We start from the raw sequence: 21,974 nt of genomic DNA, 5'->3' as shown, positions 1-21,974 counted from the left end.
TGGGTTAACGGCGTCCCGGCTGCGGCAGCAAACGGGTCATGAGTGCTTCCAGGGCCATGAGCTGGTTGACGTTGGCAGCCAAGCGGCTGCGCGTTTCATTGATGGCATCAAGCTGGGCCAAGGACTTCTCGCTGGACTGTTCCGCTGCGAAACGTTCGAGCTTCTCGCGCAGGTGCTCGTTGATCAGCTCAATTCCGGTATTCAGCTGGATGCTCAAAACATCGCGGAAGAATGTGGTCAGGTCTGTCAGGGTACGGTCCAAGGCATCGAAAGCCGCACGCCGAGCGAATCGCTTGGCATCATCCTCCAGCGCCTTGAACTGTCCACGCAATCCAGCGGGGATGTTCTCCTCTGGGCCCAAGCCGTTGGCGTGGCGCAGCTGGGCAATCTTGTTCTGCAGATCGGTGCCGGTAATGTTCTCGGCACGCTCGCTGGCCAGTTTGGAAATTTCTGCGGCAGCGGCCATCGCCTGCGGCAAGGTGGTGGTGCGCAACGGCAGGGTAACGACTTTTTCACGCTGGATGCGTGCTTGCTCGTCACGGGCCAGCAAACGGGCTACGCCAATGTGGGACTGCGAGACACGGGCAGCGAACAGCGCCTGTTCCGGTTCCAGCCCGTCACGGCGCACCAGAAGATCCGCAACATCCTGGGTGGACGGCACGGAGAGATTTATCGCGCGGCACCGTGATCGAATGGTCACCAGAACATCTGCAGGAGACGGGGCGCTCAGGATCCAGATCATCTTGGCGGGCGGTTCTTCAATGGCCTTGAGCAGCACGTTGGTGCTGCGCTCGGACATGCGGTCGGCATCTTCGATGATGATGATGCGCCAGCGGCCGGTGCCAGCACTTTCCTGTGCACGGGTAATCAGATGGCGGACGTCAGCAATCTGGTACTCGAATTTGTCGGTGGATACGAAAGACACATCCGGGTGCTCCGAATTCATGACCATTTTGCAGTTGGCGCACTGCCCGCAGCCGGCCGGGGCCTGGGTGCACTGCAAAGCCGCCGCGAAAGCCCGCGCCGCGGTGGTACGGCCCGAACCCGGGGGACCGGTGACCAGCCAGGCATGGGTCGGGTTGCCGCGATCAACCTCAGCGGTCAACGTGGCAATGACACGTTCCTGCCCGGCAAGTTCTGCGAAGACTGGCCGGGTCACAGCAAGCCTGCCAAATGCTGCGCAACCGACTGGTGCAGCTGCTCCACGCTGGCGGTGGCATCCAGGACCAGATAGCGCTGCGGATCACGGGCCGCCAAGTCGAGGAAGGCGTTGCGGATGCGTTCATGGAAATCATCCGGCTCGGATTCCAAGCGATCCGAATCCTCCACGCCGCCGCTGGCCGCAATGCGCCGGGCACGTCCCTGCGCGGCGGAGATATCAAGAATGATGGTGGCATCCGGCTTCAGTCCGCCGGTGGCGAAGTCGTTGATCGATGCGACGGCATCAAAGCCGAGGGCGCGGCCCATGCCCTGGTAAGCCAGCGAGGAATCAACGAATCGGTCGCAGATGATGTGGGTGCCGGCTTCCAGCGCGGGGGAGATGACCTGCTGGACATGGGCGGCACGCGCCGCCGAGTAAATCAGGGCCTCGGTACGGGCATCGATCTCGCCGTGGCCGTGTTCGAGCACCAAGGAACGCAGCTCTTCGCTGATCTGGGTTCCGCCTGGCTCACGGGTAGTGGTGACCTTGGCGCCACGGGACTCCAGCCACTGCTGGGCCAGGGCGACCTGCGTGGACTTCCCAGCGCCGTCACCGCCTTCAAAAACGATGAACAAGCCACGGGTTGGGGTACTCGATTCGATACTCACCCCACTAGCCTATCCAAGGACATTTAAAGATGTGCGTTGCAACGGCAGGATGTGCAACGAAAATGCACCCAGTGTGGTGGATCAGTCAGATGAAATGTAGTGAAATCCACCGGCTGGCAGCGTCAAAGGAAGCGTAGAGTTTTTTCCATGAACCCCCGCACCGCAGAATCAGGCGCCAATCCGGCCTGGGATCCGAAAACTTTGCTCGTTGCCGGTGGGCGTCCGGCCCATGGCTACGATGCTCCAGTCAACCACCCGGTGACCTTCACCTCGACCTACCACTCCAAAGGCCAGGCGGTGCCGGGTGAACGCGTATATGCGCGCTTCTCCAATCCGACCTGGGATCCGTTTGAAGAAGTACTGGGCCAGCTCGAAGCGGCAACGCTGCCTGCCCTGGTGTTCTCCTCGGGCATGGCAGCTATTGCCGCCGCACTGAGCATCGTGCCAGAGGCCGGCGTGCTGGTGATGCCGCAGCATTCCTATAACGGTTCGCTGGCGTTGAGCGCAGAGCTGCAAGAGGCGGGACGGCTGCGCATTCGCCCGGTGGATATTGCCAACACCGAAGAAGTGCTCGCTGCCTTGGAGGGGGCCGATGTGCTCTGGGTGGAATCGCCAACCAACCCGATGCTGGAAGTCGCCGACCTGCCGACCCTGCTGGCTGCCGCCAAAGCGAAGAACGTCGTGAGCATCGTGGATAACACCTTTGCCACCCCACTGCTCCAGCAGCCGCTGGTCCACGGTGCCGACCTTGTAGTGCACTCGGTGACCAAGTACCTGTCGGGCCACTCGGACGTGATCATGGGCGCGCTGGTCACCAGCGACGAGCAGCTCCACAGCCGCCTGCACGGGTACCGGACCTTGCACGGCGCGATCGCCGGCCCGATGGATACCTTCCTCGCATTACGCGGGGTGCGCACCATGGCCGTGCGCCTTCAGCGTTCGCAGTCAAACAGCCAGGTGCTGGCAGAACGCCTCGCGGCACATCCCAAGGTGCAGGCCGTACGCTACCCGGGACTGCCCAACGACCCGGGCCACGCACGCGCTGCGGAACTCATGGGCGGGTTCGGGTCGGTGATCGCCTTTGAAGCGGGAAGCGCCGCCGAAGAAGCGGACCGGGTACTGGAAGCCTTCAAGCTCATCACCGGCGCCACCTCGCTTGGAGGCGTGGAGTCCCTGGCCGAGCGCCGGGCCCGCCACGCTTCGGAGCCGGCCAGCGTCCCGGCCAGCCTGATCCGACTATCAGTAGGCATTGAAGAGGTGGAAGACCTCTGGGCCGATCTGCAGCAAGCGCTGGACCGGCTTTGATGCCCGCGGGCGCTGATTTCCGCGCGTGGCACAGCGCCCATCATTTGCGCCAAAAAGGTAGAGTACAAGCATGAACATGTTGCGCATGGCCCAAATAATCGAGTACTACATGATGATCGCTTTGAGCATTGTCATCGTTGCGCTCGCCGTCTGGGCTTTGGTTGATTGCCTGCGTCATGGCGCAGATCGTTTCGCCCAGGAAGGCAAGCGCACCAAGGGGTTCTGGCTTGGACTGACCGTCGCCAGCACCGCCGTGGCACTGCTCGGCATCTTCAGCCAGGGCGGAATCGGCTTCCTGCAGCTGATCGGCGCCTGCATCGCCTGCGTGTACCTCGCGGACGTCAAGCCTGCCGTCAGCGGCAAAGGCGGCGGCTGGTACAACTACTAGGCGTGCCAAGGCACCAAGTTTTCCCGAAGACCTGCATCCGCATCTTGGCGGATTGCAGGTCTTCGCACTTTAATCACGGGCCTTAACTTTCGCACGAGCAGGCTTGCGCATTGGTTAGGATGGATTACATGAGCCACACTTTGATTTTGCTTCGCCACGGACAGAGCGAATGGAACGAAAAGAACCTGTTCACCGGTTGGTACGACGTATCGCTGACCGAGAAGGGCCGTGCTGAAGCTGCCCGCGGCGGCCAGCTGCTGACCGAAGCTGGCTACAAGCCGGAGGTGCTTCACACCTCCTTGCTGACCCGCGCCATTGTTACCGCGAACCTGGCCCTGGAAGCCGCTGGCCGTTCGTGGATCCCGGTGAACCGCGACTGGCGCCTGAACGAGCGCCACTACGGTGCGCTGCAGGGCAAGGACAAGGCGCAGACCTTGGCTGAGTTCGGCGAAGAGCAGTTCATGGAATGGCGTCGCAGCTACGACACCCCGCCACCAGCACTGGATGATTCCTCGGAGTTCAGCCAGATCAACGACGAGCGCTATGCGGCATTGGGCGACTCCGCCCCACGCACCGAGTGCCTCAAGGACGTGCTGGATCGCATGCTTCCCTACTGGGAGAACAACATCAAGGCCGACCTGTCGGCAGGCAAGACCGTCATGGTCACCGCCCACGGCAACTCACTGCGTGCGCTGGTCAAGCACCTGGATGGCATCAGCGATGAAGACATTGCTGGCCTGAACATCCCAACCGGCATCCCGCTGGTCTATGAGCTGGATGACAACTTCCAGCCAATCACCAAGGGCGGAACCTACCTGGATCCAGCAGCCGCTGCGGACGCCATCAAGGCCGTTGCCAACCAAGGCCGCAAGTAGGACACGCTTTTCGGCGGCATCGGGGCTGCTGGCTACTCGCCAGTAGTTCGCGATGCCGCCGTCCGCTTGTTAACGCCGAGGTAACGCCAAGCATCCGGCTGTGAGCGAAACAACTGCGCACGATTGTATTTTTGGCATTAGTATGCTGTAATCTCCTATTTCGAATAGGCTCAATGGCTCACGTTAGGAATGCAATTCGTGGCAACTGATTACGATGAAGTCCGCCCAGACGTTGCTGAGGCACGTAAGGCTTCTCTGGATGCGGTGAAGTCCGCAAACGCACCGGACGCCAAGTCGGTGGTGCGCGAGCTCGACGAGACCGACCACACCGATGGCATGGATCTGCCAGGTGCGGATCTATCCAACGAGGAATTGACCGTTACGGTCATTCCGCAGAAAGACGACGAGTTCATTTGCGGCTCGTGCTTCTTGATTCGCCACCGTTCGCAGCTGGTGCGCGAAGAGGGCAATGTAGGCTTCTGCGTCGAGTGCGAAGGCTAGAAGCCCGCTAGACGCTGGCGCCACTTGCGCGCCAACAACCTGCGAGGGCAGTCCACCGATCGGTGGACTGCCCTCTGCTGGTTTAACGGGCTGGATTCCCCGGATGGGACCGGACTCCAACGGCGGTCCCTGGGGTGCCCAGCGCTGCGTCGTGCGTCCGTTGGCATCCTGCCGGGGCAATGGCTGGACGTGCGCTCACCGGGAGCGCGTGGAGCTGCATGGCCGGACGAGGCGCAGCACTGCCATGCCAACGGGGCCGTGGGCCACGGCACGGTACCCAGTTCGCGCCGCGATGCGAAGGCTTCCCGGACCCCGGACACCCAGTTTCAGTGCTGAATGAGCTGGAGAGCAAAAATGGCGCCTGCCATCCGGTGGTACCGGATGGCAGGCGCCAAGGCGCAGCCTTATATCTTAGGTCCGCGGACCTAGATCTCGGTGGGGTCCCATTCGCCGGTCACCAGATAGGTGACCTTGCGAGCTACGGACACACCATGATCGCCGAAGCGCTCAAGGTAGCGGCTGGTCAGCGATACGTCCACGGTGGTGGGTGCATTGGCATCCCAGTCGTCGGCCGCGACCAGGGTGAAGACGCTGGAGTGCAAGCGATCCAGCTGGTGGTTCAGCTCGATAATTTCGGTAGCGATCTGCAGATCGCGGGTGTCGAGCAAACGCGCAACGGCCTTGGCGATGTCAATATCGATCTTTGCCATCTGGGCAAAGGTGTCGGAAATCCTGGCTGGGATTGCCGGGTTGGGGAAGCGCAGGCGGGCCAGCTGCGCCAAGTGGCGTGCCAAGTCGCCCATGCGCTCCAGCGAAGCACTCATGCGCAGCGAACCGACGATCATGCGCAGATCGCTGGCTACCGGTCCCTGCAAAGCCAAAGTATCGATAGCGCGCTCATCGAGCTGGTTCTGCAGGAAGTCGATCTTCGCGTCCGCTGCGATGACTTCCTGGGCCAGGTCGACGTCGACGTTGGCTAGCGAATCCCAAGCTCGATCCATTGCGGTTGCGACCTGGTTGGCCATCTCAATGAGTTCTTCGCCAATTTGCTGCAGGTCTGCTTGAAATACCTTACGCACAGCAGTTCCTTTCGAGTGTCGGTATCCATGCCGGATGGTGGACTGCCGTGGCAGCCAACCGCCCCGAAACAGTTTTGTGGCATGGTGGAGGGTCTTGCTCCAGCTTGTCAGCGGGTGATTAACGAATATGCCACGAAAGGTGAACGTTTGGTGAACAGCGCGCCGAAATCGACTAAATCACGTCATTTAGGGCCGGTGCCACCCAAAGGTGAAGCTAGTCTAAAGATGTGAACGAAGTGATCTCGACTCTTATAGCCGGCGTCCTCGGCCTGGCTCTGGGGATCGTTGGCGTCATCGCCTTCCGGCTTTCCCAGAACCGCTCCTCGAAGCTGCCACAGGTCGACGAACCCGTGCTCCCCGAGGGAGCCGCCGCCGTCCTGTCGGTCATTGGACGCGCCTTCGTGATCCTTGATGACGTCGACGGGGTGGTCCGGGCCAACCCCGCTTCCTATGCCTACGGACTGGTGCGAGGACACACGCTCGTCCACAACGAACTGCTCTCGCTGGTGCGGCAGGTTCGCGCCGACGGCGTGATTGCCGAAAGCCAGTACGAGCTGCAACGCTCCACGCTGGGTGCCGGGCAGCTAATTGTCCATGTGCGCGTGGCACCGCTGGGCGACGAGTACATTCTCCTGCTGGCCGACGACCGTACCGAAATCACCCGTACCGAAGCGATGCGCAACGACTTCGTGGCCAACGTTTCCCACGAGCTGAAGACTCCGGTCGGCGCGATCGGCCTGCTGGCCGAGGCCATTACCGAGGCTGCCGATGACCCCAAGGCGGTACGCCGCTTCTCCACCCGGATGGACAAGGAATCGCGGCGCCTGGCCGCCCTGGTCCAGGACATTATCGAGCTCTCCCGCCTGCAGGCAACCGATGCCATCGTGCAGGGCCAGGAAGTGAATATCGACAGCGTCGTGGCCGAGGCAGTTGACCGCAGCCACCTGATTGCCGAGGAAAAGGGCATCGCCATTACCGTAGGCGGACATCTCGAGGAGCCGATCCTGGGCGATGCGGACCTGCTGATGACTGCGATCCGCAACCTGATCGATAATGCCATCCGCTACTCCCCGGAGAACACCACGGTAGGCGTGGGCATCCGGCAGCGTGATGGCTATGCGCAGATCTCGGTCACCGACCAGGGACCCGGGATTTCGGCCGAAGAGCAGGAACGCGTTTTCGAGCGCTTCTACCGCGTGGACTCCGCACGCTCGAGGCAGACCGGGGGCACCGGCCTGGGGCTGAGCATCGTCAAGCACGTGCTGGCCAACCACGGCGGCGAAGTGTCGCTGTGGTCGCAGCCCGGCCACGGATCCACATTTACCCTAAGACTTCCCCTAGCGGACGAAGAACCGGCGACCAGCAATGTGCTTGCCGGCCAGACGATGAAGGAACGAACGATCGAGACGAATGCGTCCGATCGTGAAGGAGGACGCCGATGACCCGCATATTGATCGTTGAGGACGAGGAATCGCTCTCTGACCCGCTGTCCTACCTGCTGGAACGCGAAGGTTTCGAAGTCCGGATCGCCGACGACGGCCTGAAGGCCGTGACCGAGTTCGAACGCCATGGCGCAGACCTGGTGCTGCTGGATCTGATGCTCCCGGGCCAGCCCGGAACCGAAGTGATCCGCCAGATCCGCCTGAACAGCCAGGTCCCGGTCATCATGCTCACCGCAAAGGACTCGGAGATCGATAAGGTCGTCGGCCTGGAGCTCGGCGCCGACGACTACGTCACCAAGCCGTACTCCTCCCGCGAATTGCTGGCCCGCATCCGTGCTGTGCTGCGCCGCCAGGGCGAAGGCGAAGAACTGATCAGCAATGTGGTCACCGCCGGTCCGGTGCGAATGGACGTGGAACGCCACGTGGTCTCGGTCGACAACACCGAGGTATCCATGCCGCTGAAGGAATTCGAGCTGCTGGAAATGCTGTTGCGCAACGCCGGTCGAGTGCTCACCCGAGGCCAGCTGATTGACCGCGTCTGGGGCAGCGACTACGTGGGGGACACCAAGACTTTGGATGTGCACGTCAAGCGCCTGCGCTCCAAGATCGAGGTCGACCCGGCGGTGCCCGAACGCCTGGTGACCGTGCGCGGGCTGGGCTACAAGTTCGTGGTCTAAAGCCAAAGAGCCAGGATACGCCAAGAGCCTCGGGCAGAATCTTTCGATTCTGCCCGAGGCTCTTGTTTTGTCTTGCGCGAAGCTTAGTGGCCCGAAGTGGAGTGGGTCTCTTCTGGAGTCAGGTGCTCGGTAACCGACTGGTCAGCACCGCCTGGTACGAAGTCGCGGTATTCAGCCAGGGTGCCATCGACAACTGGAACGCTGAATTCCACGTTCTCACCGGCAACGGTGAAGACCGAGTCGGCGTGTTCGCCAGCTGCAATGCCCATGTTCTTGATGATCTGCTGGTTCTTGTCTTCTTCAAGCTTGATGGTGCCGTCTGCAGGAACCTGGATGGAGACAGGTGCTGCGTTGTCAGCCTTGACCGACAGGGTCAGCGCGGAATCGCCGGCGTTGACTACGGAGCCGATCAGGCGGGCTTCAGTGTCGTCGCTGTTGGTGACGAACATCAGGTTGCGGACCTTTGCGTCTGCGACATCGACGTTGACGCCATCGCTGGCGGCGTAGTCGGTGTTGGTGGCCTGCTCGTTGATGGCGCCACAGCTGGTGACACCGAATGCCAGGGCAGCCACAGCGAGGGACGCGGCAATGCGACGTCCAGCGGTCATGCGTGCGGTGATCACGACACTAACTCCTCGGTGAGAAAAATGAGTTGCTTCGGTTCGTGGCCTGCTTAATCGAATGCACCTAGGGCAGGGGCAATCGAAAATTGGACCACGATTACCTCTAAGCCTAGCTGTTTTTCACGCAAAGACGCGATTTAGCGACGTGCAACACACGCATTTCGACAAGTTGTAGACAACCGATGCGGGGAAGGGGGTTGGTGCGCAGTCGACTGCCCTACCTTCTTCATAGCATGTTTCTCTTGCAAGTGGAAGAGGCATTTCCGCGTGAATTCGCGGTTATATGGGGCACAGTCGCAGGATCCGGAATAGCAAACATGGTAGACTAGGGCGTGGGAAAGGGGTTTATCCACATGGTTTTTGAGGTTGGCGAGACTGTTGTCTACCCGCACCACGGTGCCGCGATGATCGAAGAGATCAAGATGCGCAAGATCAAGGGCGAAGAGAAAATGTATCTCAAGCTCAAGGTGGCTCAGGGCGACCTGACCATCGAGGTTCCTGCTGAGAACGTTGATCTTGTTGGCGTACGTGACGTGGTAGGTCAGGAAGGCTTGGACCATGTGTTCGATGTCCTTCGTGCTGAATTTACCGAAGAGCCGACCAACTGGTCGCGCCGCTACAAGGCAAATGTCGAGAAGCTCGCTTCCGGCGATGTCATCAAGGTTGCAGAAGTAGTCCGCGACTTGTGGCGCCGAGAAAATGACCGTGGTCTGTCGGCAGGCGAAAAGCGCATGCTGGCAAAAGCTCGCCAGGTATTGATCAGTGAATTGGCCTTGGCCAAGGATCTGGACGAGGCCAAGGCAGAAGGCCTCTTGGACGAGGTTCTGGCTTCGGCCTAGCCCCGTTCCGGTAACGCATCGCCGTGAAACGCTCCCAAGCGTTTCACGGCTTTTGGCGTTAAAGCGGCCAAGGCCGAACCGCGCGGCACGATAAGCTGGGCGCTGTGAAGCAAAGCGAAGTGCATAACTCAAGCCTGATCCTCGTGGCTGCTGGAATGGGAACCCGCCTCGGCGCTGGCCTTCCCAAGGCGATGGTCCAGGTGGCCGGAAAATCCCTGGCTGAACATGCCGTGGACCGGGCGCTGGGAATTCCGCAGATCACCGAAATCATCGTGGTTACCCCGCCGCAGGACGAACGCCTGGCCGCGGCCATGGCGCAGTACGGGGACAAGGTGCGCACCGTGCCCGGTGGCGCCAGCCGCGCCGCGTCGGTCCGTGCCGGCTTGGCTGTAGCCAGTTCCGCCGCCACCAACATTCTGGTCCATGACGCCGCCCGTGCTTTTGCCCCGGCGAAGCTGCATGAACAAGTGCTTGGCGCTCTGGCCGACGAGCAGTGCAACGCCGTCATCCCGGCGCTGAACGTCACCGACACCATCTGCGTGGTGGAGCTCGATGCCGCCGGCGAGCACGAAATCATCAAGGAAACCCCGACACGTTCCATCCTGCGCGCGGTGCAAACCCCGCAGGGCTTTGACGCGCAGCTGTTGCGCGATGCCCACGCCCAACTGGATGGCTGCACCGAGGCAGAACTGGAGAAGGTTACCGACGACGCGTCGATCGTGCGGGCTTTCGGAGCCGAAGTCCATGTGGTGCCGGGATCGCAGCAAGCCATGAAGGTCACCTATCCCGGAGATCTCGACGCGGCAGGCAAGCTCGCGGCGAACCAGCCCGCAGCCACCCCAAGCGCAAAGGAAGAAACCATGATCCTGCCACGAGTCGGCAACGGCATCGATGTCCACGCGGTCAGCGAAGACCCGACTCGCGAAATGTGGCTGGCAGGACTGCACTTCCCGGGAGACACCGGGCTTTCGGGCCACTCCGATGGCGACGCGGTAGCGCACGCGGCCTGCGATGCACTGTTCTCCGCGGCGGGCATTGGCGATCTGGGCACGCACTTCGGGGTGGACCGACCGGAATTCGCCGGGGCCAGCGGTGTGAGCCTGATTGCAGAAGCCGCGCGCCTGGTGCGGGAGGCGGGATTCGAAATCGGCAATGTCGCGGTGCAGTTCGTTGGCCGCCGCCCGCGCTTTGCCGCGCGCCGCGAAGAAGCCAGCAAAGTGCTGAGCGAGGCTATCGGCGCCCCAGTCAGCGTCATTGCGACCACCAGCGACGGGCTGGGCTACGAGGGGGAAGGCAAGGGCGTGACAGCCTATGCCACCGCACTGGTCTACCCGGTATCGGGCTAGGCCCCTTGGCGCAACCGCGGGGCTTCGATCATCGAGAGTGTCACAAGTGAAGTACAAAGGGTGCATCCATCGGATAACCTTAAAGGCGTGAGCCTGCGATTCTATGACACCAAAACAGCATCCGTACGCGACTTCCAGCCATTGGCGGAAGGCGAAGTCAAGCTGTACTACTGTGGCGCCACCGTGCAGGGCATGCCGCACGTGGGCCACGTCCGCAGCGCCATTGTCTTCGACCTGTTGGTGCGCTGGCTCGAATACCGCGGCTTTGCCGTCACCACCGTCCGCAACGTGACCGACATCGATGACAAGATCCTGGAGAAGTCGGCGAAATCCTTCGCCGAGGACTTCGAGGCGGATGCCCATTACAAGCCGCGCGAAGAATGGTTCGCCCTGGCGTACCGCTTCGAGCAGGAATTCGCACGGGCCTACGAGGCTCTGGGTGTCCAACGCCCGACTTACGAGCCCCGCGCGACCGGCCACATCACCGAAATGCATGAGCTGATTGCACAGCTGATCGAACGCGGTCATGCCTACCCGGCGGCCGACAGCTCCGGAGATGTCTATTTCGACGTGCGCTCCTATGAGCAGTACGGCGCACTGACCCGCCAGAAGATCGAAGATATGCAGGACGCGCCGGATTCGGATCCGCGCGGCAAGAAGGATCCACGCGACTTCGCGCTGTGGAAGGGCTACAAGGGCACCGATCCGTTGACCGCTTCCTGGCCAAGCCCCTGGGGACGCGGCCGCCCGGGCTGGCACCTTGAGTGCTCGGCGATGGCTGGCAAGTACCTGGGCAGCGAATTCGACATCCATGGCGGCGGACTGGATCTGCGCTTCCCGCACCACGAGAACGAAATGGCCCAGTCCAACGCGGCTGGCCACGGCTTTGCAAACTTCTGGATGCACAACGGCATGGTCACCTATGAGGGTGAGAAGATGTCCAAGTCCATTGGGAACACCATTTCCCCGGAAGAAATGCTCGCGCTGGCCGACGCCCGCGTGGTGCGCTACTTCCTGGGCCAGGCGCAGTACCGTTCGATGCTCGACTACCGCCCGGACTCGCTGACCGAAGCGGGGGCAGCGGTCGAACGCATCGACACCTTCATCTCCAACGCGCGCTACCGCCTGGGTGCCGTCGCCGAGTCGATCGTGGCCACCGGGGTTCCGGAAGCTTTCGGCACCGCGATGGATGATGACCTGAACGTTCCAATGGCGCTGGCCGCGCTGCATGAAACCGTGCGGCTGGGCAATGCATCCTTGGATAGCCGTGACGACGCTGCCACTGCCAAGGCCTTGGGCCAGGTCTTGGCCATGACCCAGGTATTGGGCCTGGATGATGCCGGCAGCAATGAAAGCTCGAAATCTTCTGCAGAGCACGCAGCCCTGGATCAGCTGATCCAGGCCCAGTTGGCTGAACGCGCCGAAGCACGCGCTGCCAAGGACTGGGCACGCTCCGACGCCATCCGCGATGCGCTGGCATCCGCTGGCATTACCGTGGCGGACTCGGCCGATGGCGCTCGCTGGACTCTGGACAACTAGTCGCGAACACGCGCGGCACCAACGAACTCAAAACTAAAGGACATGAACCAATGAACAAAAAGGGCCCAACCAAGGGTAGTGGTGGCAAGGGACGTCGTTCCCTCGAGGGCAAGGGCCCGACCCCCAAAGCGGAGGACCGCCCGTACCACAAGGCTTACCGTGCCAAGCAGCTCTCTGAGCGCTCGGCCGCCAAGCGCAGCACCGGCCGTCGAACCGACCGCATCAAGGTCAACGCCGAGTTCGTCACCGGCCGCAACTCCGTCGTTGAGGCGCTGCGCGCCGGCATCCCTGCCAAGGCGCTGCACGTTGCCATCCGCATCGACGTCGATGACCGCGTCCGCGAATCCCTGAAGCTGGCTGCCGAGCTGGGCATCCCGCTGATGGAAGCATCCAAGCCCGAGCTCGACCGCATGACCGATGACGCGATCCACCAGGGCATGGCCCTGCAGATCCCGCCATACGAATACAAGGATGCAGTCCAGCTGGCTACCAAGGCCATCAAGGACTTCGACAAGGGATACACCCGGACCCAGCCGCTGTTCCTGGCACTGGATGGCATCACCGACCCGCGTAACCTGGGTGCGATTGTCCGTTCGGCCTCGGCCTTCGGCGCAGACGGCGTGATCATTCCAGAGCGCCGCAGCGTCGGCATGACCGCTTCGGCATGGAAGACCAGCGCCGGTGCAGCTGTACGCGTACCAGTAGCCAAGTGCAGCAACCTGACCAGCGCACTGAAAGAAATCAAGGCTGCTGGCATTTTCGTGATCGGCCTCGACGCCGGTGGCGACATGGAGCTTCCGAACTTCGAATTGGCTACCGGCCCGCTGTGCATCGTGGTTGGTTCCGAAGGCAAGGGCCTGTCCCGGCTGGTCCGCGAAAACTGCGACGCCATCGTTTCGATTCCAATCGACTCGGCAATGGAATCGCTGAATGCTTCGATGGCTGTTGGCATCTCGCTCTACGAGGTATCGCGTTTGCGCGCTGGACAGTCCAAGTAGTCTCCAAGCACCGTGAAGGGGCCATAACTTTGCCAAGGCAAGTTATGGCCCCTTTTCATTGGGGTGACCTGCTTCATAACAACAATTTTCCGTTGTTTTTAGCCGATATTCACCTTGGACCGCAGGGAATCCGCATGATTCCGGGGATTCTGCGCAGGAAAGCATGGAAACTGGCCGATTTTGCGTCGTGGCTGAACCCGTGTAGAGTTTTATCTCGCGCCGCTGATCCGGACAGCCTGAAAGGGCGAAACGGAAACGGCGGGGTGAACAAGACTGAAACGTCGAGTTGACAACAGTCAACTTGGTGGTAAGCTTGTAAAGTTGCTCCGGAGCGAAGCAGTCATCGATGGTTTGGTGGTTGTGGTGTCGAGAGTGTTTGTTGTTTGAGAACTCAATAGTGTGCCAAGTTTGTTGATACCGAATATTTTTATTTGGTGAATACATAACATTTGCTTGAGGCATTGCACCCCCGTGCAGTGTTCTTGAGTGTTTTATTATTCGCCAGGACTTCATTGGCTTCGCCCTTATTTTCCAAGGGGTTGCCGGTGGCTTTTTATTTTTTTATGGAGAGTTTGATCCTGGCTCAGGATGAACGCTGGCGGCGTGCTTAACACATGCAAGTCGAACGATGAAGCCCAGCTTGCTGGGTGGATTAGTGGCGAACGGGTGAGTAACACGTGAGTAACCTGCCCCCGACTCTGGGATAAGCCCGGGAAACTGGGTCTAATACCGGATATTACCTTTGACCGCATGGTTGTTGGTGGAAAGATTTATCGGTGGGGGATGGACTCGCGGCCTATCAGCTTGTTGGTGAGGTAATGGCTCACCAAGGCGACGACGGGTAGCCGGCCTGAGAGGGTGACCGGCCACACTGGGACTGAGACACGGCCCAGACTCCTACGGGAGGCAGCAGTGGGGAATATTGCACAATGGGCGAAAGCCTGATGCAGCGACGCCGCGTGAGGGATGACGGCCTTCGGGTTGTAAACCTCTTTCAGTAGGGAAGAAGCGAAAGTGACGGTACCTGCAGAAGAAGCGCCGGCTAACTACGTGCCAGCAGCCGCGGTAATACGTAGGGCGCAAGCGTTATCCGGATTTATTGGGCGTAAAGAGCTCGTAGGCGGTTTGTCGCGTCTGCCGTGAAAGTCCGAGGCTCAACCTCGGATCTGCGGTGGGTACGGGCAGACTAGAGTGATGTAGGGGAGACTGGAATTCCTGGTGTAGCGGTGAAATGCGCAGATATCAGGAGGAACACCGATGGCGAAGGCAGGTCTCTGGGCATTTACTGACGCTGAGGAGCGAAAGCATGGGGAGCGAACAGGATTAGATACCCTGGTAGTCCATGCCGTAAACGTTGGGCACTAGGTGTGGGGGACATTCCACGTTTTCCGCGCCGTAGCTAACGCATTAAGTGCCCCGCCTGGGGAGTACGGCCGCAAGGCTAAAACTCAAAGGAATTGACGGGGGCCCGCACAAGCGGCGGAGCATGCGGATTAATTCGATGCAACGCGAAGAACCTTACCAAGGCTTGACATGTGCCAGACCGCCTCAGAGATGGGGTTTCCCTTCGGGGCTGGTTCACAGGTGGTGCATGGTTGTCGTCAGCTCGTGTCGTGAGATGTTGGGTTAAGTCCCGCAACGAGCGCAACCCTCGTTCCATGTTGCCAGCACGTAAAGGTGGGGACTCATGGGAGACTGCCGGGGTCAACTCGGAGGAAGGTGGGGATGACGTCAAATCATCATGCCCCTTATGTCTTGGGCTTCACGCATGCTACAATGGCCGGTACAATGGGTTGCGATACTGTGAGGTGGAGCTAATCCCTAAAAGCCGGTCTCAGTTCGGATTGGGGTCTGCAACTCGACCCCATGAAGTCGGAGTCGCTAGTAATCGCAGATCAGCAACGCTGCGGTGAATACGTTCCCGGGCCTTGTACACACCGCCCGTCAAGTCACGAAAGTTGGTAACACCCGAAGCCGATGGCCTAACCACCTTGTGTGGGGGGAGTCGTCGAAGGTGGGACTGGCGATTGGGACTAAGTCGTAACAAGGTAGCCGTACCGGAAGGTGCGGCTGGATCACCTCCTTTCTAAGGAGCTAACCATTATTGGTTGCCCATGCTGGACACGAGTGTTGTCCGGGTGGGTTGCTCATGGGTGGAATATCAATGGACTCAATACCGGAAAACGTGCTGGCTGATGCTGGTGCGGGGTATTGGCTGTGGCCGCGTGGTGCTTGGGCATCTGCTAGTACGCATTGCAGGGGTTTTCTTCTTGCGGTGCTGGAATGCGGTGTGTGGGTGTTGCGTGGTTTGTATGGTTTGGCATGCTGTTGGGTTTTGAGGCAACAAGCCTCCTTTCCTGGTGAATGGTTGCCGGGGTTCTTCCTGTGGGGAGGGTCCTGGTGGTGTTCGCTTGGGTGAGGGGTTCTTGGTGTTTCGGTGTTTGTCCTGTGTTTGCTGCAAGGATGTCCTGTTGGATTGATGCTGGCCTTTGGTTGGTGTTGGTTTTGGGGTGTTGTTGCGGGGGTGCGGGGTTGTTGTTTGGGAACTGTATAGTGAACGCGAGCATCTTGCAGATGAGATGAGCTGGGTAGTCCTTTTCCTTGGATTGCCTGGTGTTGGAGTCTTGTCTGCGTGATTTTGTTAGATTGTTTTATTGCTCATATCTTTTGACTTTGATGTTGTGTTGAAGTTTTTAAGGGCGCACGGTGGATGCCTTGGCATCAAGAGCCGATGAAGGACGTGGGAATCTGCGATAAGCCTGGTGGAGTCGATAACCGGACGTTGAGACCAGGATTTCCGAATGGGGGAACCCCGCACCATGTTATGTGGTGTGACCTGCAGCTGAATGTATAGGCTGTGTGGAGGGAACGCGGGGAAGTGAAACATCTCAGTACCCGCAGGAAGAGAAAACAACAGTGATTCCGTTAGTAGTGGCGAGCGAACGCGGATGGGGCTAAACCGGTTGGTGTGTGATAGCGGATAGGCGTTGCATCACCGGGGTTGTGGGGTCGGCATGTACCAGCGCTATCTTGCTGGTGGGATGAGGTGCAGGCGTATAGGTGAATCGGTTGGAATGCCGGACCATAGAGGGTGATAGTCCCGTAGGTGTAATGCGTGTCTGCCGTTCTAGTGTTGATACCCGAGTAGCACGGGGCCCGTGAAACCTTGTGTGAATCTGCCAGGACCACCTGGTAAGCCTGAATACTACTTGATGACCGATAGTGAATCAGTACCGTGAGGGAATGGTGAAAAGTACCCCGGGAGGGGAGTGAAATAGTACCTGAAACCGTGCGCTTACAATCCGTTAGAGCTGGGGACTTGTTCCCTGGTGATGGCGTGCCTTTTGAAGAATGAGCCTGCGAGTTAGTGTTACGTCGCGAGGTTAACCCGTGTGGGGAAGCCGTAGCGAAAGCGAGTCTGAATAGGGCGTTTGAGTGGCGTGATCTAGACCCGAAGCGAAGTGATCTACCCATGGCCAGGTTGAAGCGCGTGTAAGAGCGTGTGGAGGACCGAACCCACTTCAGTTGAAAATGGAGGGGATGAGCTGTGGGTAGGGGTGAAAGGCCAATCAAACTTCGTGATAGCTGGTTCTCCCCGAAATGCATTTAGGTGCAGCGTTGCGTGTTTCTTGCTGGAGGTAGAGCTACTGGATAGGCGATGGGCCCTACAAGGTTACTGACCTTAGCCAAACTCCGAATGCCGGCAAGTGAGAGCGCAGCAGTGAGACTGTGGGGGATAAGCTTCATAGTCGAGAGGGAAACAGCCCAGAACGCCAACTAAGGCCCCTAAGCGTGTGCTAAGTGGAAAAGGATGTGGAGTTGCTGTGACAACCAGGAGGTTGGCTTAGAAGCAGCCACCCTTGAAAGAGTGCGTAATAGCTCACTGGTCAAGTGATTCCGCGCCGATAATGTAGCGGGGCTCAAGCACACCGCCGAAGTTGCGTCATTCAAATATTAACCTGGTTTCGATTGGGTGTTTGGATGGGTAGGGGAGCGTCGTGTGGACGGTGAAGTCGCGGTGTAAACCAGCGGTGGAGGCCACACGAGTGAGAATGCAGGCATGAGTAGCGAATGACGGGTGAGAAACCCGTCCGCCGAATGATCAAGGGTTCCAGGGTTAAGCTAATCTGCCCTGGGTTAGTCGGGACCTAAGGCGAGGCCGACAGGCGTAGTCGATGGACAACGGGTTGATATTCCCGTACCGGCGAAGGACCGCCCATACTGAGCTGTGGATGCTAACCATGATTGACGCTAGCTGTTGGTGCCTTCGGGTATCTTGCTGGTTGATGTGGTGGGAACCGATGCAGTGAGGTCAGCGTATTAACAGGTGTGACGCAGGAAGGTAGCCGAGCCAGGCAATGGAATTGACCTGGTCCAAGGGTGTAGGAAGAGTGGTTGGCAAATCCGCCGCTCATATATTCTGAGACCTGATAGGCGCCCCGTTTTCGGGGTGATTCGGTGATCCTATGCTGCCTAGAAAAGCATCGGCGCGAGGTCCAAGTCCGCCCGTACCCCAAACCGACACAGGTGATCAGGTAGAGAATACTAAGGCGATCGAGAGAATCATGGTTAAGGAACTCGGCAAAATGCCCCCGTAACTTCGGAAGAAGGGGGGCCTGCCCCGTGATGAGAACTTGCTTCTCTGATGCGGGTGTGGGCCGCAGAGACCAGGGGGAAGCGACTGTTTACTAAAAACACAGGTCCGTGCGAAGTCGCAAGACGATGTATACGGACTGACTCCTGCCCGGTGCTGGAAGGTTAAGAGGACTGGTTAGCAGTAATGCGAAGCTGAGAATTTAAGCCCCAGTAAACGGCGGTGGTAACTATAACCATCCTAAGGTAGCGAAATTCCTTGTCGGGTAAGTTCCGACCTGCACGAATGGAGTAACGACTTCCCCGCTGTCTCAACCATGAACTCGGCGAAATTGCAGTACGAGTAAAGATGCTCGTTACGCGCAGCAGGACGGAAAGACCCCGAGACCTTTACTATAGTTTGGTATTGGTGTTCGGTGCAGCTTGTGTAGGATAGGTGGGAGACTGTGAAGCTTGGACGCTAGTTCAGGTGGAGTCATCGTTGAAATACCACTCTGGCTGTACCGGTCACCTAACTTCGGACCATGATCTGGTTCAGGGACAGTGCCTGATGGGTAGTTTAACTGGGGCGGTTGCCTCCTAAAATGTAACGGAGGCGCCCAAAGGTTCCCTCAGCCTGGTTGGCAATCAGGTGTCGAGTGTAAGTGCACAAGGGAGCTTGACTGTGAGAGTGACAGCTCGAGCAGGGACGAAAGTCGGGACTAGTGATCCGGCGGCACCTCGTGGAAGGGCCGTCGCTCAACGGATAAAAGGTACCTCGGGGATAACAGGCTGATCTTGCCCAAGAGTCCATATCGACGGCATGGTTTGGCACCTCGATGTCGGCTCGTCGCATCCTGGGGCTGGAGTAGGTCCCAAGGGTTGGGCTGTTCGCCCATTAAAGCGGTACGCGAGCTGGGTTTAGAACGTCGTGAGACAGTTCGGTCCCTATCCGCTGCGCGCGTTGGAAATTTGAGAAGGGCTGTCCTTAGTACGAGAGGACCGGGACGGACGAACCTCTGGTGTGTCAGTTGTACTGCCAAGTGCATCGCTGATTAGCTACGTTTGGAAGGGATAACCGCTGAAAGCATCTAAGCGGGAAGCCTGCTTCGAGATGAGATTTCCATGCACCTTGAGTGTGAGAGGCCCCCAGCTAGACCACTGGGTTGATAGGCAGGATGTGGAAGCAAGGACTAAAGACTTGTGTAGCTGACCTGTACTAATAGGCCGATGACTTTCAACACACAATAAAACAATATTTGAACTGATGATTTCAATGCTGTTCGCGTTCACTATGCGGTTACGAGACAACAACCTCAAACCGAAAAAATACATGGCTTTTGCATGACACCGAAGGCAACACCAAACCGCAGGGTTTGTGTGCTTCGTGATTGTTACGGCGGTCATAGCGTGGGGGAAACGCCCGGTCCCATACCGAACCCGGAAGCTAAGGCCCACTGCGCCGATGGTACTGCACTCGTGAGGGTGTGGGAGAGTAGGTCACCGCCGGACTTAACTTGAGTAGATGGTTTGAGGCCCTGGTACCGTTTGGTGCCGGGGCCTCACCTGTTTAACGGGAAGGGGAGGGGGAATTGGGCAGCTGGTGCTGCCTGGTTCCTCCTCCCCTCCTGCTTTAACGAGCAGTGCGTCCAGGGTATTTGTGTTGGCCAAGGTTGCCGGCGAGCTCAGTTGCTTGCACCGGATGACGAGGGCCAGGTTACCCGAGAATTATTCACTGGAGTTCTTATCCAAATTGAAGATCAGGTTGTCGGCCCAGCCAGCCTTGCTGAGCCATATTTGTTCCCTGACGGGTATCGACTAAAAATGCCAGCTGGTCGACTGCGTAATTTGAGTTTCAGGCACCAAGGCGACAGCTCCGTTTCGGAAGACGATTCCCGCAGTTGCACCACATTCACCTGCCGGCGTGCAATGGTGAGAGCAACTGGCAACCATAGGTCTCGGCGTAAGGGGATTCGACCGACCAAGGGAACCAAGACTGCGAGAATTCACCGGGTCAGGCCAATGAACGTCATTGTGGACCTCGTCTTGGAAAGCCTTGAAAGCAATAGATACTGTCATCCACCGCCTGAAGGCACCGGTGTCATGTTTCTGAAGACGCGGACGCTTACGGACAGTAGATGCTTTCATGCCGGGATGTGTACTTCTATCGACAGCTCGCGAGTGGTCGAAATTCCAGAATGCCCATCACGCTGTCCCGAGATACCCGTTGGAAGAATTGCCGTCCGGTATCTCAGCTTCTTTTCACCAAGAGTCTGAGGTACCGGACTATCTTGTCTTTTTCCCCGCTCCAAGATGCGTGTGACTGCGATTACATGGATGTCGGGGTTGAAGCACACCATGAAAAGTGAGCGGCAAACCTCTGATGCAGTTAGGAATATCGGAGGAGCAGCATGCGTACTAGCCAGACAAGTCAAAACTTGAAACGTGGTTTAAGCACACGGCACATCAGGTTTATCGCTCTAGGGTCTGCTATTGGCACAGGCTTGTTCTATGGTTCCGCAAGCGCCATTCAAATGGCTGGGCCAGCGGTGCTGTTGGCATACATACTCGGTGGGGCAGTGGTGTTCATGGTGATGCGTGCGTTGGGAGAAATGGCAGTCCGCAATCCGACCTCCGGCTCATTCGGAAGCTATGCCACTGAATTCGTTGGACGCTTTGCTGGCTTTGCAACCGGGTGGACCTACACGTTTGAAATGTTTGTGGTGGCCCTGGCTGACGTGACGGCTTTTGGCGTATATATGGGTTTCTGGTTTCCCAACGTCGAACGATGGATCTGGATCCTGGCAGTTGTTTTCTTAATTGCCGCCGTGAACCTGCTCTCGGTCAAAGTCTTCGGCGAACTGGAATTTTGGTTCTCCTTGATCAAGGTCGTCGCTATCATGGCAATGATCGCTGGTGGCGTTCTCGTAATCGTCTTCGGGTTGGGCAACCAAAGCGAAGGAGCTGCAGGTCTATCCAATCTCTTTGCTGGCGACGGCTTCATGCCGCATGGTGTCTGGGGCATTCTCGCTTCCCTGACCATTGTCATGTTTGCCTTCGGCGGCACCGAAGTGATCGGCATTACCGCTGGTGAAGCGCAAAACCCGCGTAAAGTCATTCCGCAGGCAATTAACTCTGTGCCAGTGCGCATCTTGCTGTTCTACGTACTCACGCTCGGTGTCATCATGTGCATTCAGCCGTGGAACACGATTGATGGTAGTGAAAGTCCATTCGTTTCGATCTTCTCCAGCATCGGCTTCTCGTCAGCAGCAAATGTCCTGAACTTCATCGTCATCACTGCGGCACTCTCAGCAATCAACGCAGACATCTTCGGCGCGGGACGCATGATTCACGGTATGGCCAAACAAGGCCAGGCGCCACAGGTATTCACGAAGACCACGGCTAACGGGGTCCCATGGGTGACTTCACTATCGATGATCGGCGCATTGCTTATTGGTGTAGTGCTGAACATCTGGTTCGAAGATGAGATCTTCTTCCTCATTGCTGCATTGGCTACTTTCGCCACCGTCGTTGTTTGGTCGATGATCCTGATCTCTCATATTCGGATGAAGCACCGGATAGACAGAGATAATCTTGAACCATCTGCATTCCCAGTTCCGCTTTGGCCAGTGGGTAGCTACTTGGCGCTGGCCTTCATGATCTTCGTGATCATCTTAATCGGCATTATTCCGGATACGCGTAGTGCACTCATTACCGGTCTAATCTGGGTGGCAATCCTGGGCGTCTGTTATCGACTATTCGTCAGAGGAAAAGCTCTTCCAGCAGAAATCCAAGCAGCGCAATCGAAAGAAAATGCAGCAGCTGAACGGTCTTAGCCCGATAAATAATAGGGCAATGACGTATGCCGGCCCCGGACTGGCTGGCCATGAGGGTGCAAACGCAGTTTTGAACCGAGCTACTAGTAAATTGCCAAGTCATCAAGTTCGGCAAAGACCCTCAAAAGCCGTAGTCTCAGGTAAA

General features: G+C 58.5%; 16 protein-coding genes and 3 rRNA genes. 15 read left to right on the top strand and 4 right to left on the bottom strand.

The window, feature by feature from the left end; genetic code table 11:
• Positions 1–4: 4 nt before the first annotated feature.
• Positions 5–1,159, bottom strand: a complete 1,155-nt coding sequence (locus ACP3TE_RS04645; RefSeq protein ID WP_133835066.1) for a DNA polymerase III subunit delta' — start codon at positions 1,157–1,159, stop codon at positions 5–7.
• On the bottom strand, positions 1,156–1,809 hold the full coding sequence (gene tmk / locus ACP3TE_RS04640) for a dTMP kinase (RefSeq protein ID WP_133835065.1): 654 nt from the start codon (positions 1,807–1,809) through the stop codon (positions 1,156–1,158). The genes ACP3TE_RS04645 and tmk overlap by 4 nt, the downstream gene beginning before the upstream one ends.
• Before the next feature lie 147 nt (positions 1,810–1,956).
• On the opposite strand from tmk, the gene ACP3TE_RS04635 reads away from it, so the two are divergent.
• The 4 genes from ACP3TE_RS04635 (at position 1,957) to ACP3TE_RS04620 (ending at position 4,878) form a co-directional block, all read left to right on the top strand.
• Positions 1,957–3,114: a trans-sulfuration enzyme family protein gene (locus ACP3TE_RS04635; RefSeq protein ID WP_133835064.1), complete on the top strand. Its 1,158-nt coding sequence runs from the start codon at positions 1,957–1,959 to the stop codon at positions 3,112–3,114.
• Positions 3,115–3,199: 85 nt separating this feature from the next.
• Positions 3,200–3,502 carry a DUF2516 family protein gene (locus ACP3TE_RS04630; protein ID WP_332499012.1) on the top strand — a complete coding sequence of 101 codons (303 nt, stop codon included), beginning with the start codon at positions 3,200–3,202 and terminating at the stop codon, positions 3,500–3,502.
• 128 nt (positions 3,503–3,630) lie between these two features.
• Positions 3,631–4,377 carry a phosphoglyceromutase gene (locus ACP3TE_RS04625; protein ID WP_105658786.1) on the top strand — a complete coding sequence of 249 codons (747 nt, stop codon included), beginning with the start codon at positions 3,631–3,633 and terminating at the stop codon, positions 4,375–4,377.
• 198 nt (positions 4,378–4,575) lie between these two features.
• Positions 4,576–4,878, top strand: coding sequence for a DUF4193 domain-containing protein (locus ACP3TE_RS04620; protein WP_038993831.1), 303 nt, complete (start codon positions 4,576–4,578; stop codon positions 4,876–4,878).
• Between the two features lie 425 nt (positions 4,879–5,303).
• Here the strand turns inward: ACP3TE_RS04620 and phoU are convergent, their stop codons facing one another.
• On the bottom strand, positions 5,304–5,957 hold the full coding sequence (gene phoU / locus ACP3TE_RS04615; protein ID WP_133835063.1) for a phosphate signaling complex protein PhoU: 654 nt from the start codon (positions 5,955–5,957) through the stop codon (positions 5,304–5,306).
• Positions 5,958–6,184: 227 nt separating this feature from the next.
• On the opposite strand from phoU, the gene ACP3TE_RS04610 reads away from it, so the two are divergent.
• A complete protein-coding gene (locus ACP3TE_RS04610) occupies positions 6,185–7,399 on the top strand; it encodes a sensor histidine kinase (protein WP_426735528.1) in 1,215 nt (404 codons plus the stop codon).
• Positions 7,396–8,076, top strand: a complete 681-nt coding sequence (locus ACP3TE_RS04605; RefSeq protein ID WP_105658784.1) for a response regulator transcription factor — start codon at positions 7,396–7,398, stop codon at positions 8,074–8,076. The genes ACP3TE_RS04610 and ACP3TE_RS04605 overlap by 4 nt, the downstream gene beginning before the upstream one ends.
• A gap of 83 nt (positions 8,077–8,159) precedes the next feature.
• On the opposite strand, the gene ACP3TE_RS04600 is transcribed toward ACP3TE_RS04605, so the two are convergent.
• Positions 8,160–8,699: a hypothetical protein gene (locus ACP3TE_RS04600; protein WP_332488239.1), complete on the bottom strand. Its 540-nt coding sequence runs from the start codon at positions 8,697–8,699 to the stop codon at positions 8,160–8,162.
• A gap of 353 nt (positions 8,700–9,052) precedes the next feature.
• Between ACP3TE_RS04600 and ACP3TE_RS04595 the strand changes: the two genes are divergently transcribed.
• The 9 genes from ACP3TE_RS04595 (at position 9,053) to ACP3TE_RS04555 (ending at position 21,829) form a co-directional block, all read left to right on the top strand.
• Entirely contained in the window at positions 9,053–9,538 is a 486-nt protein-coding gene (locus ACP3TE_RS04595) for a CarD family transcriptional regulator (protein ID WP_038993823.1), read from the top strand.
• Positions 9,539–9,657: 119 nt separating this feature from the next.
• A complete protein-coding gene (gene ispD, locus ACP3TE_RS04590; protein WP_426735525.1) occupies positions 9,658–10,884 on the top strand; it encodes a 2-C-methyl-D-erythritol 4-phosphate cytidylyltransferase in 1,227 nt (408 codons plus the stop codon).
• A gap of 87 nt (positions 10,885–10,971) precedes the next feature.
• Entirely contained in the window at positions 10,972–12,423 is a 1,452-nt protein-coding gene (cysS, locus tag ACP3TE_RS04585; protein ID WP_105658781.1) for a cysteine--tRNA ligase, read from the top strand.
• A 50-nt stretch (positions 12,424–12,473) separates the two neighbouring features.
• Positions 12,474–13,421 carry a 23S rRNA (guanosine(2251)-2'-O)-methyltransferase RlmB gene (gene rlmB / locus ACP3TE_RS04580; protein ID WP_105658780.1) on the top strand — a complete coding sequence of 316 codons (948 nt, stop codon included), beginning with the start codon at positions 12,474–12,476 and terminating at the stop codon, positions 13,419–13,421.
• Positions 13,422–13,465: 44 nt separating this feature from the next.
• Positions 13,466–13,711: a hypothetical protein gene (locus tag ACP3TE_RS04575; RefSeq protein ID WP_426735522.1), complete on the top strand. Its 246-nt coding sequence runs from the start codon at positions 13,466–13,468 to the stop codon at positions 13,709–13,711.
• Between the two features lie 270 nt (positions 13,712–13,981).
• A 16S ribosomal RNA gene (locus ACP3TE_RS04570) occupies positions 13,982–15,507 on the top strand.
• A gap of 597 nt (positions 15,508–16,104) precedes the next feature.
• Positions 16,105–19,237, top strand: a 23S ribosomal RNA gene (locus ACP3TE_RS04565).
• Between the two features lie 151 nt (positions 19,238–19,388).
• Positions 19,389–19,505 (top strand): 5S ribosomal RNA (gene rrf / locus ACP3TE_RS04560).
• The 16S, 23S and 5S rRNA genes sit together here, the layout of an rRNA operon.
• A gap of 899 nt (positions 19,506–20,404) precedes the next feature.
• On the top strand, positions 20,405–21,829 hold the full coding sequence (locus ACP3TE_RS04555; RefSeq protein WP_359199746.1) for an amino acid permease: 1,425 nt from the start codon (positions 20,405–20,407) through the stop codon (positions 21,827–21,829).
• The last annotated feature ends 145 nt before the right edge of the window (positions 21,830–21,974 follow it).

Origin of the sequence: Glutamicibacter sp. 2E12 (assembly GCF_050030965.1) — a bacterium.
GTDB lineage: Bacteria > Actinomycetota > Actinomycetes > Actinomycetales > Micrococcaceae > Glutamicibacter.
This window is presented reverse-complemented; position numbering and strand designations above follow the sequence as displayed.

What these genes read in the sequence shown, in the direction of transcription:
- ACP3TE_RS04635 (WP_133835064.1), top strand. Translation starts at nt 1,957, where the DNA reads ATGAACCCCCGCACCGCAGAATCAGGCGCCAATCCGGCCTGGGATCCG.
- ACP3TE_RS04630 (WP_332499012.1), top strand. Translation starts at nt 3,200, where the DNA reads ATGGCCCAAATAATCGAGTACTACATGATGATCGCTTTGAGCATTGTC.
- ACP3TE_RS04625 (WP_105658786.1), top strand. Translation starts at nt 3,631, where the DNA reads ATGAGCCACACTTTGATTTTGCTTCGCCACGGACAGAGCGAATGGAAC.
- ACP3TE_RS04605 (WP_105658784.1), top strand. Translation starts at nt 7,396, where the DNA reads ATGACCCGCATATTGATCGTTGAGGACGAGGAATCGCTCTCTGACCCG.
- ACP3TE_RS04595 (WP_038993823.1), top strand. Translation starts at nt 9,053, where the DNA reads ATGGTTTTTGAGGTTGGCGAGACTGTTGTCTACCCGCACCACGGTGCC.
- rlmB (WP_105658780.1), top strand. Translation starts at nt 12,474, where the DNA reads ATGAACAAAAAGGGCCCAACCAAGGGTAGTGGTGGCAAGGGACGTCGT.
- ACP3TE_RS04575 (WP_426735522.1), top strand. Translation starts at nt 13,466, where the DNA reads ATGGCCCCTTTTCATTGGGGTGACCTGCTTCATAACAACAATTTTCCG.
- ACP3TE_RS04555 (WP_359199746.1), top strand. Translation starts at nt 20,405, where the DNA reads ATGCGTACTAGCCAGACAAGTCAAAACTTGAAACGTGGTTTAAGCACA.